Origin of the sequence: Sphingobacterium sp. UBA5639 (genome assembly GCF_002421245.1) — a bacterium.
Taxonomy (GTDB): domain Bacteria; phylum Bacteroidota; class Bacteroidia; order Sphingobacteriales; family Sphingobacteriaceae; genus Sphingobacterium; species Sphingobacterium multivorum.
This window is the reverse complement of record NZ_DIJR01000012.1, coordinates 106,081-126,815: the sequence shown is the minus strand read 5'-3', so window position 1 is coordinate 126,815 and position 20,735 is coordinate 106,081. Positions and strand designations below refer to the sequence as shown.

22 protein-coding genes are annotated in these 20,735 nt (G+C 38.9%); 15 read left to right on the top strand and 7 right to left on the bottom strand.

The features are described from left to right. Positions 1 to 74 precede the first annotated feature (74 nt). Both B4Z90_RS08970 and B4Z90_RS08965 read left to right on the top strand, forming a co-directional pair. Positions 75 to 2,258, top strand: coding sequence for a bifunctional alpha,alpha-trehalose-phosphate synthase (UDP-forming)/trehalose-phosphatase (locus B4Z90_RS08970; RefSeq protein WP_115048735.1), 2,184 nt, complete (start codon positions 75 to 77; stop codon positions 2,256 to 2,258). Then, complete coding sequence (locus B4Z90_RS08965; RefSeq protein ID WP_070563945.1) at positions 2,258 to 4,069, top strand: glycoside hydrolase family 15 protein; 1,812 nt, start codon at positions 2,258 to 2,260, stop codon at positions 4,067 to 4,069. The genes B4Z90_RS08970 and B4Z90_RS08965 overlap by 1 nt, the downstream gene beginning before the upstream one ends. A 91-nt stretch (positions 4,070 to 4,160) precedes the next feature. Here B4Z90_RS08965 and B4Z90_RS08960 read toward each other — a convergent pair whose 3' ends face one another. Together B4Z90_RS08960 and B4Z90_RS08955 are read right to left on the bottom strand one after the other, a co-directional pair. Continuing rightward, positions 4,161 to 4,430: a hypothetical protein gene (locus B4Z90_RS08960; RefSeq protein ID WP_046673496.1), complete on the bottom strand. Its 270-nt coding sequence runs from the start codon at positions 4,428 to 4,430 to the stop codon at positions 4,161 to 4,163. A 185-nt stretch (positions 4,431 to 4,615) separates the two neighbouring features. Further along, a complete protein-coding gene (locus B4Z90_RS08955; protein WP_286802006.1) occupies positions 4,616 to 5,194 on the bottom strand; it encodes a hypothetical protein in 579 nt (192 codons plus the stop codon). A gap of 141 nt (positions 5,195 to 5,335) precedes the next feature. On the opposite strand from B4Z90_RS08955, the gene B4Z90_RS08950 reads away from it, so the two are divergent. Then, complete coding sequence (locus tag B4Z90_RS08950; protein ID WP_147282038.1) at positions 5,336 to 5,686, top strand: hypothetical protein; 351 nt, start codon at positions 5,336 to 5,338, stop codon at positions 5,684 to 5,686. Positions 5,687 to 5,728: 42 nt separating this feature from the next. Here the strand turns inward: B4Z90_RS08950 and B4Z90_RS08945 are convergent, their stop codons facing one another. After that, positions 5,729 to 5,977: a hypothetical protein gene (locus tag B4Z90_RS08945; RefSeq protein ID WP_286802005.1), complete on the bottom strand. Its 249-nt coding sequence runs from the start codon at positions 5,975 to 5,977 to the stop codon at positions 5,729 to 5,731. Positions 5,978 to 6,373: 396 nt separating this feature from the next. On the opposite strand from B4Z90_RS08945, the gene B4Z90_RS08940 reads away from it, so the two are divergent. The 4 genes from B4Z90_RS08940 (at position 6,374) to B4Z90_RS08925 (ending at position 8,824) form a co-directional block, all read left to right on the top strand. Then, a complete protein-coding gene (locus B4Z90_RS08940; protein WP_070563934.1) occupies positions 6,374 to 6,874 on the top strand; it encodes an RNA polymerase sigma factor in 501 nt (166 codons plus the stop codon). A gap of 79 nt (positions 6,875 to 6,953) precedes the next feature. Continuing rightward, a complete protein-coding gene (locus B4Z90_RS08935; RefSeq protein ID WP_286802004.1) occupies positions 6,954 to 7,139 on the top strand; it encodes a hypothetical protein in 186 nt (61 codons plus the stop codon). Between the two features lie 215 nt (positions 7,140 to 7,354). Further along, positions 7,355 to 7,828, top strand: coding sequence for a PA2169 family four-helix-bundle protein (locus B4Z90_RS08930; protein WP_286802003.1), 474 nt, complete (start codon positions 7,355 to 7,357; stop codon positions 7,826 to 7,828). A gap of 36 nt (positions 7,829 to 7,864) precedes the next feature. Further along, the gene (locus B4Z90_RS08925) at positions 7,865 to 8,824 is read left to right on the top strand and encodes a DNA topoisomerase IB (RefSeq protein ID WP_286802002.1); all 960 of its coding nucleotides are present in this window, start codon (positions 7,865 to 7,867) and stop codon (positions 8,822 to 8,824) included. Positions 8,825 to 8,832: 8 nt separating this feature from the next. Here B4Z90_RS08925 and B4Z90_RS08920 read toward each other — a convergent pair whose 3' ends face one another. Beyond that, a complete protein-coding gene (locus tag B4Z90_RS08920) occupies positions 8,833 to 10,038 on the bottom strand; it encodes an NAD(P)/FAD-dependent oxidoreductase (RefSeq protein ID WP_286802001.1) in 1,206 nt (401 codons plus the stop codon). A gap of 125 nt (positions 10,039 to 10,163) precedes the next feature. Between B4Z90_RS08920 and B4Z90_RS08915 the strand changes: the two genes are divergently transcribed. From B4Z90_RS08915 to B4Z90_RS08900, 4 genes are all read left to right on the top strand, one after another. After that, positions 10,164 to 10,919 (top strand): Ku protein, encoded by a 756-nt coding sequence (locus B4Z90_RS08915; RefSeq protein ID WP_286802000.1) that lies wholly within the window; start codon positions 10,164 to 10,166, stop codon positions 10,917 to 10,919. Between the two features lie 97 nt (positions 10,920 to 11,016). Beyond that, positions 11,017 to 11,643: a hypothetical protein gene (locus tag B4Z90_RS08910; protein ID WP_286801999.1), complete on the top strand. Its 627-nt coding sequence runs from the start codon at positions 11,017 to 11,019 to the stop codon at positions 11,641 to 11,643. Between the two features lie 163 nt (positions 11,644 to 11,806). Beyond that, positions 11,807 to 13,975 carry a GAF domain-containing sensor histidine kinase gene (locus B4Z90_RS08905; protein WP_286801998.1) on the top strand — a complete coding sequence of 723 codons (2,169 nt, stop codon included), beginning with the start codon at positions 11,807 to 11,809 and terminating at the stop codon, positions 13,973 to 13,975. Between the two features lie 113 nt (positions 13,976 to 14,088). Then, positions 14,089 to 14,385: a hypothetical protein gene (locus B4Z90_RS08900; RefSeq protein ID WP_286801996.1), complete on the top strand. Its 297-nt coding sequence runs from the start codon at positions 14,089 to 14,091 to the stop codon at positions 14,383 to 14,385. 8 nt (positions 14,386 to 14,393) lie between these two features. Here the strand turns inward: B4Z90_RS08900 and B4Z90_RS08895 are convergent, their stop codons facing one another. Then, positions 14,394 to 16,412: a glycoside hydrolase family 43 protein gene (locus tag B4Z90_RS08895; RefSeq protein ID WP_286801994.1), complete on the bottom strand. Its 2,019-nt coding sequence runs from the start codon at positions 16,410 to 16,412 to the stop codon at positions 14,394 to 14,396. A gap of 218 nt (positions 16,413 to 16,630) precedes the next feature. Between B4Z90_RS08895 and B4Z90_RS08890 the strand changes: the two genes are divergently transcribed. Both B4Z90_RS08890 and B4Z90_RS08885 read left to right on the top strand, forming a co-directional pair. Beyond that, positions 16,631 to 17,101: a hypothetical protein gene (locus B4Z90_RS08890; protein ID WP_286801993.1), complete on the top strand. Its 471-nt coding sequence runs from the start codon at positions 16,631 to 16,633 to the stop codon at positions 17,099 to 17,101. Positions 17,102 to 17,205: 104 nt separating this feature from the next. After that, entirely contained in the window at positions 17,206 to 17,454 is a 249-nt protein-coding gene (locus tag B4Z90_RS08885; RefSeq protein WP_156167613.1) for a hypothetical protein, read from the top strand. A gap of 58 nt (positions 17,455 to 17,512) precedes the next feature. Here B4Z90_RS08885 and B4Z90_RS08880 read toward each other — a convergent pair whose 3' ends face one another. Together B4Z90_RS08880 and B4Z90_RS08875 are read right to left on the bottom strand one after the other, a co-directional pair. Further along, complete coding sequence (locus B4Z90_RS08880; RefSeq protein ID WP_046673510.1) at positions 17,513 to 18,169, bottom strand: response regulator transcription factor; 657 nt, start codon at positions 18,167 to 18,169, stop codon at positions 17,513 to 17,515. A 10-nt stretch (positions 18,170 to 18,179) separates the two neighbouring features. Then, a complete protein-coding gene (locus tag B4Z90_RS08875; RefSeq protein WP_286801992.1) occupies positions 18,180 to 18,911 on the bottom strand; it encodes a hypothetical protein in 732 nt (243 codons plus the stop codon). A gap of 349 nt (positions 18,912 to 19,260) precedes the next feature. Here B4Z90_RS08875 and B4Z90_RS08870 point away from each other — a divergent pair, with 349 nt between their 5' ends. Then, complete coding sequence (locus B4Z90_RS08870; protein ID WP_046673512.1) at positions 19,261 to 19,767, top strand: RNA polymerase sigma factor; 507 nt, start codon at positions 19,261 to 19,263, stop codon at positions 19,765 to 19,767. Between the two features lie 180 nt (positions 19,768 to 19,947). Continuing rightward, on the top strand, positions 19,948 to 20,670 hold the full coding sequence (locus tag B4Z90_RS08865) for an SIMPL domain-containing protein (protein WP_286801991.1): 723 nt from the start codon (positions 19,948 to 19,950) through the stop codon (positions 20,668 to 20,670). Positions 20,671 to 20,735 lie beyond the last annotated feature (65 nt).

The following is a 20,735-nucleotide window of genomic DNA, read 5'->3' as shown; positions in this document are numbered from 1 at the left end:
ATAGTGGATGACAAGCCCATCGTTATAGTCAATATAACTCTTCCACACTGCAAATAAATCGATCTAATATTCTTATGAAGAAAAAGAAGAAAATAATAATTTCAAATAGACTGCCGATACAAATAGAACGAAAAAAAGAAAAATTAATCATCAAGCCGAGTGCGGGTGGACTTGCAACTGGGTTAAACTCCGCTTTTGATAGCGACGAAATACTCTGGGTTGGCTGGCCGGGAATCGTTCCGAAAGATGAAGAGGAAAAAGAAAAGATTGTTGAGCTTCTCAAACCGATGAGCTTACTTCCTGTTTTCTTATCAAAAGATGAAATCCGCAATTTCTACGAAGGTTATTCCAATGAGGTTCTCTGGCCTATCTGTCACTATCAGCCGAGCTACATTCATTTTGATCGCGAATATTGGTCTACGTATGTCACAGTGAATAAAAAATTTTGCGAAGCCGCTCTTTCCATCGATCAACTTTCGGATTTTATCTGGGTGCAGGATTATCAGCTTATGCTGCTCCCGCAACTGCTGCGTTCAGAAAACCAAACACTCAACATCGGTTATTTTCACCATATCCCCTTCCCTTCTGAAGAGCTCTTCATGAACATTCCACAACGTAAAGAATTGGTCGAAGGTTTATTGGGTGCGGATCTCATCGGATTTCATACGTTCGCTGATAGCCAGAACTTTCTAAACGCCTGCAAAAAAATACTGCATGTATCATCTGGTTATAATCAGCTGATATATAAAGATCGCCATATCTTTGTGGAATCCTTTCCGATGGGCATTGATTTTGATAAATTCGTCCAAGTCAGCCATCAACCAAAAATTCAATCCATTGCAAGCCAATTTCGAAGCCACTTTCCCGACCAGAAGATTATTATATCGGTCGACAGGCTCGATTATAGCAAAGGGATATTAGAGCGATTACGTGCTTTTCTCACCTTCCTTGAAAAATACCCCGAATGGCATACAAAAGTTGTCTTATATATGCTTATCGTGCCATCAAGGGATAAAGTGTCGCAATATAAGAAGCTGAAAGACGAGATTAACCGAAAGGTGAGTGAAATCAATTCCATTTATGGAAATTTAAGCTGGACGCCAGTATTATATTTTTACAAATCACTTCCATTCGAGGAGCTGGTTGGATTATATGTTGCATCTGATATCTGCATGATTACATCGACGCGCGATGGGATGAATCTTGTCAGTAAAGAATATATCGCCAGTAAAACGTTATCAAAAGGTGTGTTGATTTTAAGTGAGTTTGCGGGCGCTTCCAAAGAACTTGTTGACGCCTTGATTATCAACCCCTATAATCGAACGGAAACTGCTGACAGTATTTACCAAGCGCTTAAAATGCCGCCCGAAGAAGTTCAGGAACGTACCGATGCCAATATTCAGATTATACAGAAGTTTAATGTACAGCATTGGGTGCAACTATTTACCAATCGCCTGGCTGAAACCAAAGCCATCCAGCGTGATGAATGGGCAAGGCGGATTTCAGATAAAGTGTTCAGTAGTATTTCGGAACGATACAGTAAAAGCAGCAATAGGCTCTTTTTCCTGGATTATGACGGCACTTTGGTCAAATTCCAGAACCACGCCCAAAAAGCAACTCCGACGACCTTATTGTACAACCTCTTGGATAATATTATTTCAGACCCACTTAATACCTTGGTCATCATAAGCGGGCGCTCGCAAGAAAGCTTATCGTCTTGGTTTGACGGTCGGTCTTACTATTTGGTTGCCGAACATGGCATTTGGTCAAATTTCCCAAATTTCAATTGGTCATATAAAAAAGGACTGGCACTTCATTGGATGCCCGAAGTAAAAAAATTGATGGAAAAATTGGCCGACCAAACTCCAGGCGCATTTATTGAAGTCAAGCCTTATTCGTTGGCCTGGCATTATAGAAAAGTAGAATTAGGCTTGGGCGAACTTAAAGCCACTGAATTAAAAGAGATTTTAAACCCGATGCTGAATGATTATGGCTTACAGTTACTTGACGGAAATGCGGTCATTGAGGTTAAAAATACGGAAGTTAACAAAGGTAAAGCAGCATTGGAAATTGCAGGTCATATAAAAGCAGATTTTATGTTGGCCATTGGCGACGACATTACCGATGAAGACCTATTCCGTTATCTTCCTCAATCGACGATAAGTATTAAAGTTGGTAGCAATAAGTCTGCGGCAAAATATTATCTGGATGAACAAGAAGATGTTCTTCAATTTTTGAATCAACTTATCATAAAATAATGAACGAAAATACAATGGAAAAAAGACATACCTATCAATCTGGAATCATTGGCAATTGTTCCTATATTGCGCATGTCGGTATGGATACCAATATATCTTGGCTGTGCTGGCCCTCTTTCGAAGATAGCTTTGTATTTGGCAGTATGCTCGACAAACAGCAAGGCGGGCGCTTTGAGATCAGCTCAGAGGAACCTATTGTCGAAACCAAGCAATACTACATCAAAAACTCCAACGTGCTCTGCACGGAAATCCATACAGCGTCCTATGCCTATCGCGTTACGGATTTTGCCCCTCGATTTGAACAATTCGGACGATATTTTAAACCTTTGATGTTGGTCCGGAAGATCGAACCTTTATATGGGGTCCCCAGTGTAAACGTTAGGTGTCATCCTACTGGCGACTATGGCCGATTGGCACTTAAACCAACCCGTGGAAGCAATCATATCCTGTATAGTAACGACCAGATCGGGGAACGAATTCGCCTTACTACGGATCTGCCCATTTCTCATTTCTTTCAAGAGGAGAGCTGGACCATCATCAGTGAGAATAAATACCTTGTATTGACCTATGATGCTGCTTTCGAATCAGCTATCGCAGGTACCTGCGAAGATTTCCTCCATAAGACAATTAGCTATTGGCAGCGATGGATTAAAAGATGTAGTATTCCCAACATCTATCAAACAGAAGTTATTCGATCCGCTTTGGTGCTAAAGCTCCATCAATATGAGGACACAGGAGCAATTATAGCAGCTTCAACAACAAGCTTGCCCGAGTACCCTGGTTCTGGCAGAAACTGGGACTACCGCTATTGCTGGGTACGGGATAGCTACTATGTGCTAACGGCACTGACGCATATCGGTCAATTTGAAGAAATGGAAAGCTTTGCAAACTATATTGCCGGCATCACACATCGTAATCCGGGAAGGCTTCAACCATTGTACGGTATTCTCGGCAATTCCGAGCTTACGGAACATATTTTACCCTATCTAAAAGGATATCAGGAAAGCGGTCCAGTGCGAATCGGGAACCAGGCGTTTGAACATATCCAAAATGACGTCTATGGTCAGGCTATGATTGCATTGTTGCCTCTTTTCACTGATCAGCGTTTTAAAATCCATGAAAACAAAAATGTCTTAGGCTGGGTGAATTTTATTCTGGAAAAAATAGAAGCCACAATCGAGGAAAAAGATGCCGGCATTTGGGAGTTCCGGAACTTTGCCAACCATCACTGCTATTCGAATCTTTTCCAATGGGTTGGATGCAAAGCTGCCCTATTAATTGCACGCCAAAATGGTTATCAGGATATGGAGGATCGCGCGAATGTTCTCCTAAAAAAGGCAGAAGCTTACATTGAAGCTTGTTATGACGAGGAGCGAAAAGTCTATCAAAACGCATTAGACAGCCGAAATTTAGATGCAAGCACCTTACAGCTTATTGTTATGGATTATCTTGACCCAAAATCGGACCGTGCACGTCATCACCTCGAGATGCTGGAAAAAGAATTAAAAGGCGAAAATGGACTTTTTTATCGGTATAAGCATCAGGATGATTTTGGCCGCCCCAAATCCACGTTCTTGGTCTGTGCATTTTGGTATGTAGAAGCCTTGGCCTGCGTAGGGCGTGTGGAAGAAGCGAAAGAGATTCTCGAACGTTTGCTGACCTACAGCAATCACTTAGGTCTGTTCAGCGAAGATGTTACGGAAGATAACGGTAGCCAATGGGGTAATTTCCCTCAAGCCTATAGTCATGTTGGATTGATGAATGCTGTTTACCGCCTGGCGATAAAATTGGATAAACCAATTTTTCATTAACATAAAACAAACATGAAGGTGTTAAAAAGTCAGGTTAACACCTTCGGTTTGAGCATTCGAAAGCGCTATCGGTGCTTATATTTACAGGCGCTTATATTAAGGTCTGTTTGTAGCGATCAAAATGCTCACAGATTTCTTCCACCCCAATTTGTTTACCCATTAAATCTATAAAACGGTTCTTATACAATGAGAAAATATATAATCCTGTTGCCAAGCTTCCCACCACAAAAATACCTTCCTGCTCGTTACTTTTGACCAGTTTATTATTTAGATGACATTCCTTAAGCAATGGTATATCATAAGAAGACCATTTCCCCATTTTATCTTTTAGTACCAACCCAATATTTTTTGTTCCAGTCATCGTAATTTGCTCCTTTCTTAAAAAGGGAACATCAGTAATTGTCTAAATGTTTGCATCATTTGCTGATTCCAGCAAAAATGCGTCTTTTATACACAGTATCAAGTATAAACACGTTATATAAAAAAAGCATGTTTTCACCATTATAGTTTGAAAACATGCTTTTATTAAGTCTGTACGAGATTAATCTATCTTTTGCCAGGCAGATAGATCTGAAAACCCAAACCTACCCCCAATCCACTCGCTCCATTACCCGTATTGATATTGGCTTTACTGTAGTTATAACCGAAGGTGGCTTCCAAAGCCACTGTCCTGGTAATAAAATGTGCATAACCCACATTCGCTCCTACGGCCAGTGCAACATCTTTCCCTTTCGAGCTACCCGAAATCCCGATGTCTCCCTGCCCAAAGAATCTCCCTGTAGTGGAACCTGCATTGGGGAAGTAATAGCGTACAAAAGGTGCAACCCCATATGTCCATTCATTATCAGCATCCTTTACCGTGGCCAAACCTAAGTTGGCTTGCGCTCCGATGGCCAAACCATCCGAAACAAAATAGCCCGCTCTCGGTTGAAGTGCAATGTTAAACGATTTTGCTTCAAAGCTGTAGCCTAGATTACCGATCGATCCACCGACCATCCAGTTTCCTTGCTTTATAGGTTCGATGCCTACCTCCGATGACATCTGTGGCGTGGTCTCAATTTTCTGCGCATGGGCCTGATACCCAATACCTGCTGTTATTAATAAAAGAAGTGTCGATTTTTTCATATATATGTATGTTCTAAATTACTTTAATTTAATAACAAGGTCAATAAATGAAAAGTTTTAAATTTATCATTAAAATATGGATACCACCTTTTAATAAAAAAAACAACCATTCAGTTTTAATTGCTGTTCTTTATTAAAAAGATGATGAATACAGCAATTCAATTTGGTGATTCTATTTCACAGTCATATTGGAGAAACTCCATGTACATGAACGAAATAGACCCTCTAGACAACGATCCAAGTACCGACGATGGTACTTCTGTACGGAAGCAGCCTCAAGTCCCTTCCCAAGAAGACGTAACTCCTGACCTATACTATCCTGAAAATGCAGAGGGGCCTGATCCAAGCGAAGAAGAACAACGCGATCGTAGTAATAAAGAAAAAATTAATACAGAAGAGGATCAAAAGAAAGAGCAACCGGACCATTCAGAAGAAGATATTTATGGTGCTGATCCGGATCAAAAGAAAGAGCAAAAAAACTCCCTTAATTAAGGGAGTTTTTTTATCAGATATATTGATAGGTCGACGAGATGGTTACGGTTTTGATTTACTATTATTGATACTGTCTTTCCTAAGTGTGTCTGCTAAACTCGTATCTTTCTGCATGGTCATTTTTTGCTGTTCGCTTAAATTATACCGGGTTTCGTCGGCATCAGTAGGTGAAATGTTGTCTGACTGACCGCTTCCCTCAGTTTGATTTTTGGTCGAGTTTTGGCACGAAAAGAATAGTGTAGCGCATAATATCGCTCCTAAAGTTAATGTGAATCTTTTGCTCTTTTTCATAGTCTATTTATTTTGTGTTAATCTTTTCGATAAGAACCACATGCAAAGCTTATTAGTTCAATAAAAGCTGATAAAAACAAAAAATTCAAAAACTTGCTTAAAAAAATGGACACTAGTATATGGCATTAAAACAGGTAATACCCGTAATAAAGACATTTTTTTTAGGAACAAATACCCAATTAAAAAAAGCTATTCATGGCAGTAAATTTTATTGCGACACGTTTAATCCTGCTTTTTTGTAGTGTTTCTACTACAAAATCAACGATACGCAGCTTTACGTATTTTTCCCATATACCTGTTTAAACAAGGTTTGGATGACCTATAAATCGCAAAACTAGCACTTTAATTGTACCTCTGTTTATCGAATACACATCAATCAATTTAACAAAAGGTACTATGAACAATTCCAATTTAAATTTGTTAGTCGAAGAAAAAAGAAGTCTTTTGAAACATTTCGCGGGAAAATTCACCAATGATCCTGATGAAAAAGAGGATTTGATTCAAGAAACACTTATCCGCGCATTAAAATCGATCGATGATTTTATCCGTCACCCCAAGTTAATGTCTTGGCTTTACGTTATTATGAAAAATGTATACATCAATCAATACCGCAAAGCGAAGCGTACGAATGATATCCACGAAACCTACATCGGTCTCGAAAGTACCAACACAATAGAAACAAATAAAAGTGACAATAAATTCATCGCGGATGATATTGAAAAAGCGATGTGCAGTTTATCTGAAGAAAATTATCAAGTGTTTCAATTATTTCTCGAAGGATACAAGTATCATGAGATAGCCTCTTATTTTGACATGCCCGAAGGCACTATAAAAACCAGGATCCACATGACAAGAAAGAAACTTCAAAAGCAACTTAAAATTTACAGGCTCAAATAAAAAACAAAAAGGTGGTTCTAGGGTTATCTATCTAGAAGCAGCTAACCGACATCACAACAATTCGTTAAATGGTAAACATATGAAATCAAGAGTTAAAATAAATAATCAGCATGCTATGGTCATTGCGCTAATTATCTGCGGCGGTCCGATAGGAAAAGGAAATAGCAAAACCATTGTTCAACCAGAAGTTTCGGAATCAGTAGACAAGAAACAGATTAAGGTCGATACGGAAAAAGGTAAAAAAACTTCTTTTAATAAAAAATAAAGATAGCAATTACCGTCCAACGGCTGCTTTAGCAATTTAAAGCAGCCGTTTTTTTTTGCGTTTCGCTCCAGCTATCGTGCAACAATCTACTGATGGTACGCTGTATAAAATCGCCTTCATGGATGAAATTATACCTATCCTGTTCTTTCACAAAACTGCAGGGCTACTTGAGGCGTTCTTAAGTGAAAAATAGAAATTCACAAAGCTGACATTAAATGGAAAACAATACGGTAAATGATCGTACATTAACCAGCGACCTTATACAGATCAACAACGATCGGATTGCAGGTTATCAAAAAGCTGTAGAAATAGCCACGCGCCTCCATCTTGAACATTTAAATAACACCTTTATTGAGTTTATGAACCAATCCGAGGTATTTATTGAAGAATTAAAACCCTACCTAGCTCCGCGGGAAGACGACTCAATCGGAGGAACGATGATCAGTGGCAAGCTATTCAGAATTTGGATGGAGATAAAATCCGCCATTTCAGGAAATGATGAAGGGAGTTTACTATGCAGCTGTGAGCAAGGTGAAGATGCCTTTACACATACCTATAAGGATGTTGTTGACCATGAAGACTGGGAAATCAGCCATGATCTGCTCCTGCTCATCGAAAAACAACTTGGTATACAGCTCGAAGCTCACGAATATATTAAAACGTTACGAGACAAGGCCACAACGTCTTAACCTATTATCAACATATTTTACAAGGGAAAATGCACTATGAAAGCAAGAACGGGGTATACAAGAAGAAAAGTAGGTAAGTCTTTTAAATATTTCGACGCTTCGGAAAAGGAAGTGTCCGATAAAAAGGTTTTAGAGCGGATCGCAAAACTCGTTATTCCACCAAATTGGACAGATGTTTGGATTGCTAAAAGCTCAAAAAGCGATTTACAGGCTTTTGGCTTCGACCAAAAAGGACGCAAACAATATATCTATCATTCCAAATTTGTCGGCCAACGGCAAGCTGCAAAGTTTAGCAATATCCTCTATATGGGTAAATACTTACAAGAGTTGAGAAACATCAGTTCCAAACACCTCAAACACGAATTTTGGGACATGGATAAACTTTGTGCAGTTGCTTTTAAAATAATGGACAGTACATTGATTCGTATTGGCAATAAGCGTTATACACTGACAAATAAATCGTATGGGCTGAGTACTTTGGAAAAAAGACACGTCAGCATTGAAGGCAATCAGATATCGCTAGCCTATAAAGGTAAAAAGGGGGTTTTCCAGCAGAAATCCTGGACCAACAAACAACAAGCTAAACTTTTGGAAGAATTACTAAAAATGAAAGGCAAAAGGATATTCCAAATGGATAGTGCAAGTTGCGAAAGCACTTTCTGTGGTTCCGCATTTAATCAGTATCTGCGGAAGAATTGTACGGGTGAGATCAGTTGCAAGAGTATTCGCATTTGGGGCGCCAGTCGTGAAGCCTTTTATCAGCTTGCGCAAACAAAACAGGCGGAATCACTCAGTGCACGGAAAAGACAATTAAATAGCGTCATCAAGAAGGTTGCAGAGCAACTTGGTAATACGAAGTCTGTTTCGCAGACTTATTATATCCATCCGGCCATACAACAGGTATTTATGGAAGCAAAGTTCCCCTTTATAAAAGATAAATTACCACTAGCGAAGCTTGAAGAGAGAGTATTCCGATTTTTACGTAAACATGGCTAAGCAGGAAATTACCGGCCAAATCTAAACCATTCTTCCAATGGATGGTTTAGCTTATGAAGCCAACTCGCAACCATCTCCATTGCTGCAACAGAAAAGGTTATACCATTTCCGCCGAAGCCACATACAAAATATGAATTTTTGAACTTTCTATGTTCTCCGATATAAGGTAATCCATCTTTGGTCGTCCCAAATGTACCTGCCCAAGTAAAATCAGTGCGGAAGGTTTTATCGACAAAAATTTTATTAAATGACTGCGCTAACTTATGAGACTTCTTTGCAATGAGCTCATCTCGCTTGATGGGATCTCTAAAGGTCTCATCTTCTCCTCCAATCAGAAACCTATCGTCGTCTGTTGTTCGCATATACAAATAGGGCGTGGCCGTATTCCAGATGAGAAGGTCGCGATATAGCTGATTATGTTCTTTATCAGCTTCCGATACAATAGCAAATGTGCTTAGCAGGTCAACAAATTTTTCGGAAATGAGATTTGTTGTTTCGTATCCTGTACAATAGATAATCTTTTCCGCTTTGATTTTAGCCCCTGTTGAAGTAATCGCTGAATTATAACCAGACTTATAAAACACTTTTTCCAACGCTGTTTTGTCAAAAATAGATAACCCTCGGTTAACATTATATGCCAATAGTTCGTGTGTGAAACAAAAGGCGTCAATGCTTGCCCCTAGATCCGAAAGTATACCCCCATAAGCACCGCACATTGCATAACGTTCCCTGATATCCCGCTCCGTCAGCCACTTGACGTCGAAGCCAGCTTCTTGCCTTGCTTCGAACTCCACCTTTAGCCAAGCTATATCCTTTTTCTTTGCCGCATAGTAGAGTGACTGTTTGCTTCTAAAACCAGCTTTCGATCGGATTTTCTTGGCAAGTCTACCTAATTTATCAATCGCTTCTCCACAGGCTCGGTAGCTCGCAATTGCCCCCTGAATGCCGATTAATTCCTTTAATCTATATAAGGGAATATCAATCTCATATTGTATCATGGAAGTTGTTGCCGCCGAACTCCCATTCACAATTTCCCGCTTATCTATAAGAACACATTTCTTTCCATCGGCCATACATTGATGCGCAATCAAGGCTCCGGTGATCCCCCCTCCTACAATAAGTACATCACAGGTTATATCTTTTTGTAAGGAAGGATAGGTATTTAAGAGACCATTCTTCACCAACCAAAATGGCTCATTTGACTTTAAATCCATGATAATAATAGCAGCTTTACAGTATATAACCGATTCCTTTAGGAATAGTTTGCCAGCTATTTTATTAAATTTCAAACCATTCCTCCATAGCGAAGGTTATCGTATTAGCAATAAATGGACAACATATGCGTGCAATTTGGACAGGGGCTATTGGTTTTGGCTTAGTTAATATTCCCATAAAATTATATAGTGCAACTGAAAATGCAAGTCTCGATTTGGACATGCTTGATCGTAAAGATTTATCCAATATTAAATTCAAACGGGTAAATGAACAGACTGGTAAAGAAGTAAAGTGGGACAATATTGTTAAAGGATACTTTATGAAAGACCACTATGTAGTTTTGGAAGACGCCGATTTTGAAGATGCAAGTCCGGAGAAATCAAAACTTATCAATCTGCATGCATTTGTAAAACTGATGGATGTTGACAGTATTTATTTTGAAACACCTTATTACCTCGAACCACAGAAGGGCGGTGAGAAAGCTTATCAGCTGCTTGTCAAAGCTTTAGAAAAAACAAAAATGGCGGGTTTAGGAGCATTTGTGATGCGAAATGTCGAACATCTAGCCCTTATAAAACCCTATCGTAATGCATTGGTATTGAATAAAATTCGCTATCAGCAGGAGATTAGGGGCTTGGACGACCTTAAATTGCCCACTACAATAAAAATTCAAAAGGTGGAAATAGACATGGCGACACAGCTGATTGAGCAGCACAGTAAGTCCTTTGATATTAGTAAATATAAAAATGAATACATGGACGAGCTCCTAAAAATTATCAAGCAAAAAGACAAGGGAAAACGCCCAACCATCCGAAAAATGAAAGTTGAGCATACAAAAGCAGACGATCTCCTTGCCAAACTAAAAGCGAGCTTGGGTTAAGACGCACCGACATAAAAACCTAGGTGGCTTAGCTACCTTCAAGGAAGCTAAAAGCAGGAATAAGAAATCCAGTATTTTAAACATAAATGGAAAAACGATGAAAAATATCATACCGGAACAAAAAGAAGGGAAAAGACTTGATTGTTTTGAATCACTTGAATTTGCAAGTGAAGATATCGCTAACTTAGCATTTGAATTGGGCGTAGAGAACCTGAGAAAGGTCAACCATTGGTACACGTTAGCCCAATTACCCGCTACCACATTTCAATTGACAGGCGGTTATGGTACACCGATAGATCGCTTACTCGATTTACATGATTATATCAGACTGGATATCCCCGGACCGGGACTTCCAAGTAGCGGTGGTTATGACTGGGTGCATGTCGTTAACCTCACGCTAGACAAAACCGATGATTATAAAGTTTTTGCCCTAACCTTAAAGCCTTGTCCCGATCCAAGCCATCCCGGCGATAAAAATACAGCTCATTTTTTCGAAGGAATTTCATCGTCAACTTTCCTGATCGAACAGCGTAGAAACAGTATATTGTTTCAATATGCTGGCAGAAACGAGATCATAAACGTTGACAATGAAAATTTTAGCGATAATGTTCGGAACTATCTCGTCGGTTTGGCGGCGAAAATAGGAGCCTCCTATCCGCAGTGGAAATCATTAATTAAAGGAATGGCGAATGCTGTTGCCAAAGAATTTAATGCCCATTTATAGTATGTTACATGTGAGAAAATGGCACCATTTTTAATTCCAAAGTAAAAAGAAGCCAATAAAGCAATTTTATCTACTTTCCAACGTTCTAATATTAAAGATTCGATCTATGTTGTCGTAATTTTTTTTCGTACATTTATGTATACATTAGGAGTTTTGGGGTACTATGAATCATACAATCCAATCGAGCAATCAAACCGCTATTAAGCTTCAATCTTTTGGCAAACTGGTCATTTTAGATCGGCACTTTACGATCGTCGGAGTAACGGAGTCTGTCGTAAATGAACATTATACCAGTGAAGCTCTATTAGGAACTCATTTTTTTCATAGCTTTGGCCATATCTTCGGCGAAGCTTTGTTAAAAGTGAGGAATGCTGTGATGGAACTTCTTGAAAACGGACAGTCGCGCCACATTTTACCCATTAAAATTAAAAACGACCGTGTTTATGTAAAATTACGTAGACATGATGAATATCTTTACATTGAATGGGAACAACAGCATAAAAAATATATTCCCGCTAAAAAAATTAACGAACTCAATTTTTTGTTGGATACCATTCAGCCAAATAATTGGAATCGCGTTTGTTCGGCCATCAACAAGATATTGAATTATGATCGTGTTTTCGTTTTGCAAATTCAAGAAACAGGGTATAGTTCGGTGATTGCTGAGCATACGGCAAATGGACGGTCTTCTTTCAAAGGCAAGGAATTCTCCAAAGATTTTATGCCCGAGGAAGTTTTGTCTTACTATCGTAGTTATTCGTATCGATACGCTCCCAACATGGACGATCAGGGACAAGAATTCTATTATAAAGATGAGGCCATCGATCCCCTTTCGAGCTTATTATCTCCTCTGCCTGAACTCCATCAGCTTTTTTTAAAAGAAATAAATGTTCAAAGTGCCCTTTTTTTTCGAATCTGTATTGATGATGATTTTTGGGGACTTGTGGTTGCGCAGCATGACGAAAAGCGTGTAGTCGACCTACAACAACGAAAACTATGCACATTTGCCATCCAGGCGGCAACCAACAAATATGAAAGTCATATTAAACAGAATCTTTTGGAAAGAACAGAACTTCTTAAGCTTGCTGAAGAAGAATTAAAGAAAAGTCTCTCTGAAAATAAGATGGTAAATTGTGCCTTGATACAACATATGGACATTCTAACTCAGCTTGTGGATGCAGACGGTTTGGCGATTTTCAATCAGGGCGACGTTTTTAGCTATGGGCAGTCTCCTCCTAAAGCACAGTTTTATGAACTCATTCAATTCCTGCAGAAACATACCGACAAAGCCCTCTTTAAAGACTACAACTTTCGTCTAAATCATCAAGAAAACTTTAAAGAAAAGCTTGGTTTTGCCGGTCTAATGTATTTAAAGGTAGGCTTGGAGAACGATTATTACATCGTTTGGTTTAGAAGAGAAAATAGCAGTCAGGTCATGCAAATGGAGTTAAAAGAAGAACAGGATGGTAAAAAGCAGCTCAAAATCTGGGAAGATACGCGTTATGATGTTGCCAAGCCATGGAATGATGCTGAAATTAACTTTGTGCTTCGCTTAAATCAAATCATCAAAGAATCCATCTTTGCGAAATTGAAAGAACGCCAGCTCCTCAATGACGAACTTCTCAGCTTAAACAATGAATTGGAAATGTTTACCCATACGCTTTCCCACGATTTGAAAAACCCGCTGTCCATCTTAAAAATGGGCATACAATTTCTTCAGCAACACCCCGACAATATCGATTTTAAAAAAATCAATAAATGGTATCAGAATTTCAGCCGAAGTGTCACCAACATTGAGGATATTATCAACAATATGGTACAATTAAGTCAACACCGATCCAGCATTTTAGACAAAGAGCCACTTCCAATGGCCTACACCATTCAGCGTATATTCCAAGAAAACAGTATTCTATATAACGTCAATAATTGTCGGCCCACTTTTGGTACATTATTGCCTATTTGGGGCGAGAAAAGTGCCGCTTATCAAATTTTTTCCAATTTAATTATCAACGCTATAAAATATTCAGCCCAGTCGGACAGCCCTGTGGTATCCATAGATAGTTCGCATGAAGATGATTATACCCATTATCAAATCAAGGATAATGGAATTGGCATACCCAGTGAACACCTACCGCACATATACGAAATGTTTACAAGGGCGGATAACGTGGGCTCCATACCCGGTACGGGCATTGGTCTTTCACTCGTAAAGCGCATTATGGAGCGGTTGGGAGGAAATATAAAAATTGAATCGGAAGTCGGTTTGGGTACAACAGTTCATCTTTACTTTCCAATTGTTAAGCCATTTCCCGAACAAATGTTGCTCAATTAACCTGATGCAGCATCCTGAAATCTCGCAAACTATTTCCTTGCTGATATTGTTCATTATTCGAGAGAATACAACGCGAATAAAGAGGGTTGTACCACTTAAACGAAATCGAAAACATGGAAGAGATATTGCAACATGCAGTAGTAAAACGAGGTTTGATTATTGCCTATTACTTTAGTAACATATGGTATCGTAAAGGATTATTCGGGCAACATACTATTCCGGATCCCAATGATACTGATCCAATTGAGCGTCCTGAACCGGACGTGGATGAAACCGATCCTGAAGAAGAAAATGTCAATTATGCCCATAAAAAGACACAAACAAGCGACGGAACAAGTGCTAGAGCGGCCTCGTCCGCTTCTTGGGATGAAAATGTCGAAAATCCAGCAATACCCAAAAAGACAGATTGACCAGTGGGTCAATCTGTAACGATATGCAATTGGCCATTTTCATTAAAAAAAACGTCGCTGATAAACACCATGCGTTTATCACCCGTTTTTATAGTACGTCCGTGATACACACAGCGGAGCTTTCCTTCTCTATCGCTAAATAGGCTATTGTGTCCGGTACCCGAAATTACTCCCCCGCTATGGGTATTTTTTTCAATGATTGGGTTAGCAGGTGACTTTTCATAGCTTCCCAATGGGGCAGTTGCCGTTCCATAGCCTACCGCATAATTGGCTCCAGCAAAATAGTTGGCGGAATACATCATATAATATTGTCCGTTTTTTTTCATTAGAAAAGAACCTTCTGTCCATCGTCTATTTATCTCACCCGAAGTGACTGACCTACTCTCCCATTCAGCCTGTGCGTCATTCATCGAAACTGGAGGTCGCATTAAAAGGACTGGGTCCCCGATCGTTTTAGTCATACTGCTGTCCAATTCAACACCATATACCCAGCTCTCTTCGATCCTGCTATAGCCATACTTCTGCTTCGCCCAATCCGCAACCTCCGACTCCACCGGATGCTCGTAGCAACAACGCGAATAAAACAGATAATTCCTATTGTCGGTATCTCTAAAAACGTTCGCATCAATAATTGGATATCCCGGATCAAAAATAGGTTTTCCAGTAAGGTCTTTGAATGGCCCTAAGGGACTATCCGCCACAGCTACCCCGATGCGATAGTTTTCAATATGTTGTTTTGGATTATCTTTCCAATGGGCGCTATAATACATATAGTATTTGTTATTGACCCGGTAAACTTCAGGCGCCCAAAAATCTTTTTCTCCCCAGCCATTAGGCTGGTTGGCATCATATACTTTCCTTTCCTTCGTCCATGTTTTCAGATCTTTGGAACTATAAGCAATAAAGCCGTTTTCAGTTCCACCTGTGCCATATAAATAATATCGATCGGTAGGCGGATCAAATACAATAAAGGGATCGCCAAAGGCTACATCCGTTTGATAGGATTTTCCATTCCGGGTCAATCCCTGATCTGTGGCCAGGAAGCGAAATTTTGCGGTATCAAACCGAGGAACCGGAATACCATCACCAGTTGATGCAAAATTAAACGGTATGATAGCGGTTCTCCGAGGTGCCACTTTTTCATCTGAAAAGTGTGTGTGACAGACATAATACCATTGCTTTCCTTTTTTGAAAATGTCGCCATGTCCAGTTCCGGCAAAACCGCTATTTTTTCGGCTTAATGCCGGCTGACCTTCCAGTTTTTTCCAAGGCCCATAGACATTATCCGCGATTGCCACGCCGACAGCATAGTCTTTATTTCGAAAATCATTTGCCGAATAAAACATATAATAATACTGGCCTTGCTGGATAACAGTAGGACCTTCGGTAACCGTCCACTCTGCATTTGCTGTATTTTCCCAGGGTAATTCCGCATGGACACATTCTTTTAGCGTCTCTCCTTTTATTCCCGAATAATCGGACTTTAATTCGGCGACAAAAATTCTATTTCCTTGCGTTAATCTGACATGAAACAGGTATTTCCTCCCATTGCGATCGCTGAATACAAAAGGATCTATCTGCTTTTGCCCGACTTCAAGTGGTGCTTTGGAAGTTTGCTTAAAAGGACCTACAGGGCTATCACTAACTGCAATTGCTATATGCTCATCTGCTGTATAAGCCATATAAAATTTACCCTTTTCAAACCATACCTGTGGCGCCCAAAATCCCGTCGATCCAAAAGCATCTCCTTTTAAAAGAGCAAAACCTGAAGTTGTGCCTGCCGGGACCTTCCAATGTTTCAAATCTGTAGATTGATACACTTTAAACCCCTGCTGTTCTTCAGAATCTCCATTCGTACCGTACAGATAATAATATCCCCCGTAAAAGAATACGGTTGGATCAGCCTGAAAAATCCCGTCTATTGGAATATTCGCCTTTCCTATCGATACTGCTGTGGTATGCTGTGCGATTGTCGTCTGTACAAAAGACAGAAAAAGGGCACTAATTAAGAGGTATATTTTGTTCATTGAATTGAATAGCTATTTGGTATACAGATATCTAAAATTCAATAATTAATCGCTCAATTGCCGGTAATATTGTATCAATTTAACATCATTTTGTATCATAAAACCATTTCTCTAACCAAGTTTAGTTAAATGCAACTGTTTCATTTAATTGACAAACCATTTACTTCTGAGACCCGTTCTATTTAAAATAATCAAATACTTATTTAAGAGCGTAGGTCATGATATGTAATAACATCTTTTTCTTTTCCTTAATAACCAGTCTGCTGTTGATATCGTGTAATCATCAAACTCCTCAGGAAAAAGCTTCCCATCATATGGAGGAGGCCGAACATAAAGCAGCGGCAGCCAGTGAACAGGCTATAGTGAGAGCTGAAGCTGCGGCAGCAAAGAATACCGAAGCAGTCATTTATGCAAATATAGCTGCTGCTAACGAGGCTGTTGCTGGGATTCCAGCTCCAGCGTTGTCCAATAAGGAAGCTGAAAGGATATACAACAAACTCGGCAAAATCATTGTCGATCGAATCAATGCAAAGACAGCAGTAGAAGCGATGGAGAAAGAACAAGCCATCGCTCGAATTAAAAAAGATGTTTTGGAAAATTTAAGGAATGGCAAAATTACCCAAGCTGATCATGACGGTATAATGGGCTATTTAGAAGATAGCATCAAAGCCGCCAAGTCAGTTATGTAAGGCGCAATCAGCGAGACAAAACGACAAACTTATGATAAATTCAATCGAACAATCGTGTATAGAAGCCTGTTGGCAATGTGTTACTGCTTGCCATACCTGTGCGAATGCTTGCACAAAAGAAAGTGACCTTCAAGCCATGGCAAAATGTATTGCATTGGATATGGAATGCGCAGTCGTTTGTAAAGCAGTGGCCGAACTTCTTGCTATGGAAAGTTACTATAGCCGACGACTTATCAAGACTTGCGCTGAATTATGTACACTCTGTGCAGAGGAGTGCTTTATGCATCCCCATGAACATTGCCAGCACTGTGCTAAATTATGTGAACTTTGCGCAATTGCGTGCAACAAACTAACTGCATAAAATATAGTGGTGTAGATTTCAAATTTCCTGATGGGGCCATCAGGAAATTTTTAATTCAAAATACCTCTTTCAAATGCAAATTTGACCAAATGAGCTGTATTTTTTACGCCCGCTTTATCGATTAAGTTTTGACGGTGTCCTTCAACTGTACGCTTGCTTAAAAATATCTTATCGGCAATTTCAATATTCGTGTATCCTTCTGCAATTAATTTGAGTACTTCAAGCTCTCTATCGGAGATATCAAAATCTGTCTGTAGTTCTCCTGATACCTGTGCATAGCTTTGTCCAGAGCGAACTTGGTCCAATAGTATCATTGCGATTTCCTCGCTCATGTATCGTCCCCCATTCGCGATATGATTTAATCCAAAAAGCAATTCGTTATAGCCAACGTTTTTAACCAAATATCCGGCAAGACCAGATTCAAATGCTTCAACAACGTAATTGATCTGATTCAACATGGATAGTATTACTACTTTAATGGACGGATACTGTTTTTTTAATTCATGTAATAGTTCAATACCATCCATTTCCTCCATGCTGATGTCTGTTAAGACAATATCAGGAACAGGATTAGAATTTAAGAACTGAAGAGCCTCCTTTCCATTCGACGCCTCTCCAACAACTTCAAATCCATCTTGCGATTCTAATAGTAATTTTATTCCGTTACGTACAACCATGTGGTCTTCAACCAATAGGATTTTTATCATTATTCTTTTTTTAAATAGTTAATTTAAGTAAAATACCTGTTGCCGGCGTATGATTCATAATCCGTGCATTATAGAGTTCAGCAATCTTCATCAAACGCATTGGACTATGTTCATGTTTTATTGTTGACAGCGATTTCTCCTGGCTAAAAAAAGGTGACACTTTAATTAAAATCTCAAATTCAATCACCTGCACCGAAACTGAAATAGCCTGTGAAGGAATCTCATCATTTAAATACTGGAATATAGCCGTAAGTAACTTAAAAAGCTGAACTTGTGCCCCATGATGCAATTCTCTTAAATGCGGATCTAGCAAGGTGTCAATTGTAAAACCCGATCGTTTTCTATAACTCGCCACAGCCTCATCAACTGCATGAAAAATGCCAAGATCATTCAGTATCGGATTGTAGAGCAATACAGCTTTATTACGAATCTCCATAACCAGCGCGCTTAATGAATCACGTAAGCAGCGTAATTCTTCAAAATCACCATAGCGATTTGTAAAATTCTGAAGAGATATACGCATTCCGTAAAGTTCCTGAGCCAATTCATCGCGGAAATACCGTCCTATTTTTCCAATATCATCTTGTTGATTCCTAATAATCGATTTATAAAAATCTTCTTGGCTACCATCCCATACCTGCTTTAATTCCGAAGGCTCTTTGAGGCTCTCCAATCGTTCCATGGGCTCTTCTGATAGCTCAAAATATAGTTTTTTGTTTTCGTCCCCCATATTGTTTTTCATTACATGTCATAACTAATAACCATTTAAACGTATCAACAGTTTTAAATATTCACATCTATTTAATCATCAAAAATGTACTTATTAAAACACTACGTATAAATACGTGCGACAAAAAGAAAAAAGGGGGAAATGAGACAGGAAAACACTTGTTATTAATGCACAATAACGCTTAGCATCAGCCTGATAGCTGAATAGTTATTCTGTATAAAGCATTGACTAACTGACTGTTAAAATAAAACAAGTAATAAATCGGCTTGATCCATTCAGCGTCAACGCATTTCCTCTTAATTATTTTCTAGCACCTTAATTGTAGTGATATAGCCAAGATAGACACTTAAAACTTGATAATATGGAAAATTTAACAATCGATCAACTGTTTAAGGAAAAAAGACCTACATTAAAATATTTGGCAGCGCAATTTACAAACGATCCGGATGAACGAGAAGATCTGGTTCAGGAGACCATGGTAAGGTCATTGGGATCTATTGAAAAATTCCTGAAGCATCCAAAGTTGATGTCTTGGCTCTATATCATCATGAAAAATACATATATTAACCAATATACTCGAAATAAACGATTGGAGAATTACCGCAATGAATATGTAAGTATAGGTTATCATAATGAAATAACAACCAATCGCGGTGAAAATAATTTTATAGCCTCTGATATACAACACGCACTCAATAGTTTATCAAAAGATTACTATAACGCCTTTGCAATGTTTTTGGAAGGATTTAAATATTATGAAATTGCAGAGCATCTGCAAATCCCGGAGGGTACGGTCAAAACACGTATACATATGGCCAGGAAAGCACTGCAAAAACAGCTAAAGATTTATTCAAAAAGTATTGATTAAAAAATGGTCTCTTTTCAAGATAAAAAAGCAGGTAATTACCTGCTTTTTTATTTTATTTCTCATTACTTAGACCTGCCTATGCTTCAACTGCATTTTACCCTAGCGGATATTCTAGTTATTCATTATATTTAGATATTTAGGGAACAACTTATTGATTTAATAGATTGAACATCAAAAATTATGAAAAAACAGATAATCACTTTATTTTTTATATGCTTGAGTGGCATTATGGTCGTATTGTCCTGTGATCGGGCAGCAAAAGAAGGTGAAAATAGAATTCGTGTCAGTGGTGAAGGAAAAATTAGGATAATGCCCGATCAAGTCACTTTGACAATCAATACGGCATTCACAAAACCAAGGATGGTAGACGCGGTTAGAGAGACTCAAGCAACTGTCGATACGGTCATTGCATTGCTCCAAAAATACGGCAATAAAAAGGAAGACATTAAAACAAGCAGCGTGTCAGCAAATAAGGATTATCAATATATCGGAAATACCAATAAATTTATTGGGTATCAAGCACAACAAACAATCGATTTTGTTTTACATGATTTATCGAAATTTACAGAATTAACAGGCAAGTTGTTAGAGACCAAAATAAGCGGAATAGGCTCCATCTCATTCGATCATTCCAAAGCAGACAGTATTTTAAGAGAAGCGGATCTTATTGCTTATGATGATGCATTAAAATCTGCAAAAAAACTTGCATCTCGGGCAGATGTCGAAATTGGCAAACTGCTGTTTTTGTCGAACGACGGAAGCGCATCCAACCAATCGACGCAGTTTAGAACAGGGATGGCGTTAGAAACATTCAGCAAGGGTTACGGCGGCGAAGGATTTAAAGTAGCCCCCGAAGTTTTAGAATTTAAAAGGACAATATATACGGAATTTGAAATTAGATAGCTCAAAAATTGGGATTAAGAATCTACGCCACTTAGACATTCTCGTAAGATCCTACTTACAAGTAA

Excerpts from the sequence above, each read along its gene's own strand:
- B4Z90_RS08885 (WP_156167613.1), top strand. The coding sequence starts at position 17,206 with ATGCTTGCACAAAAGAAAGTGACCTTCAAGCCATGGCAAAATGTATTG.
- B4Z90_RS08970 (WP_115048735.1), top strand. The coding sequence starts at position 75 with ATGAAGAAAAAGAAGAAAATAATAATTTCAAATAGACTGCCGATACAA.
- B4Z90_RS08875 (WP_286801992.1), bottom strand. The coding sequence starts at position 18,911 with ATGAAAAACAATATGGGGGACGAAAACAAAAAACTATATTTTGAGCTA.
- B4Z90_RS08960 (WP_046673496.1), bottom strand. The coding sequence starts at position 4,430 with ATGACTGGAACAAAAAATATTGGGTTGGTACTAAAAGATAAAATGGGG.
- B4Z90_RS08865 (WP_286801991.1), top strand. The coding sequence starts at position 19,948 with ATGAAAAAACAGATAATCACTTTATTTTTTATATGCTTGAGTGGCATT.
- B4Z90_RS08955 (WP_286802006.1), bottom strand. The coding sequence starts at position 5,194 with ATGAAAAAATCGACACTTCTTTTATTAATAACAGCAGGTATTGGGTAT.
- B4Z90_RS08950 (WP_147282038.1), top strand. The coding sequence starts at position 5,336 with ATGATGAATACAGCAATTCAATTTGGTGATTCTATTTCACAGTCATAT.
- B4Z90_RS08910 (WP_286801999.1), top strand. The coding sequence starts at position 11,017 with ATGAAAAATATCATACCGGAACAAAAAGAAGGGAAAAGACTTGATTGT.
- B4Z90_RS08880 (WP_046673510.1), bottom strand. The coding sequence starts at position 18,169 with ATGATAAAAATCCTATTGGTTGAAGACCACATGGTTGTACGTAACGGA.
- B4Z90_RS08930 (WP_286802003.1), top strand. The coding sequence starts at position 7,355 with ATGGAAAACAATACGGTAAATGATCGTACATTAACCAGCGACCTTATA.
- B4Z90_RS08940 (WP_070563934.1), top strand. The coding sequence starts at position 6,374 with ATGAACAATTCCAATTTAAATTTGTTAGTCGAAGAAAAAAGAAGTCTT.
- B4Z90_RS08905 (WP_286801998.1), top strand. The coding sequence starts at position 11,807 with ATGAATCATACAATCCAATCGAGCAATCAAACCGCTATTAAGCTTCAA.
- B4Z90_RS08945 (WP_286802005.1), bottom strand. The coding sequence starts at position 5,977 with ATGAAAAAGAGCAAAAGATTCACATTAACTTTAGGAGCGATATTATGC.
- B4Z90_RS08895 (WP_286801994.1), bottom strand. The coding sequence starts at position 16,412 with ATGAACAAAATATACCTCTTAATTAGTGCCCTTTTTCTGTCTTTTGTA.
- B4Z90_RS08915 (WP_286802000.1), top strand. The coding sequence starts at position 10,164 with ATGCGTGCAATTTGGACAGGGGCTATTGGTTTTGGCTTAGTTAATATT.
- B4Z90_RS08900 (WP_286801996.1), top strand. The coding sequence starts at position 14,089 with ATGGAAGAGATATTGCAACATGCAGTAGTAAAACGAGGTTTGATTATT.
- B4Z90_RS08965 (WP_070563945.1), top strand. The coding sequence starts at position 2,258 with ATGAACGAAAATACAATGGAAAAAAGACATACCTATCAATCTGGAATC.
- B4Z90_RS08920 (WP_286802001.1), bottom strand. The coding sequence starts at position 10,038 with ATGGATTTAAAGTCAAATGAGCCATTTTGGTTGGTGAAGAATGGTCTC.
- B4Z90_RS08870 (WP_046673512.1), top strand. The coding sequence starts at position 19,261 with ATGGAAAATTTAACAATCGATCAACTGTTTAAGGAAAAAAGACCTACA.
- B4Z90_RS08925 (WP_286802002.1), top strand. The coding sequence starts at position 7,865 with ATGAAAGCAAGAACGGGGTATACAAGAAGAAAAGTAGGTAAGTCTTTT.
- B4Z90_RS08890 (WP_286801993.1), top strand. The coding sequence starts at position 16,631 with ATGATATGTAATAACATCTTTTTCTTTTCCTTAATAACCAGTCTGCTG.
- B4Z90_RS08935 (WP_286802004.1), top strand. The coding sequence starts at position 6,954 with ATGAAATCAAGAGTTAAAATAAATAATCAGCATGCTATGGTCATTGCG.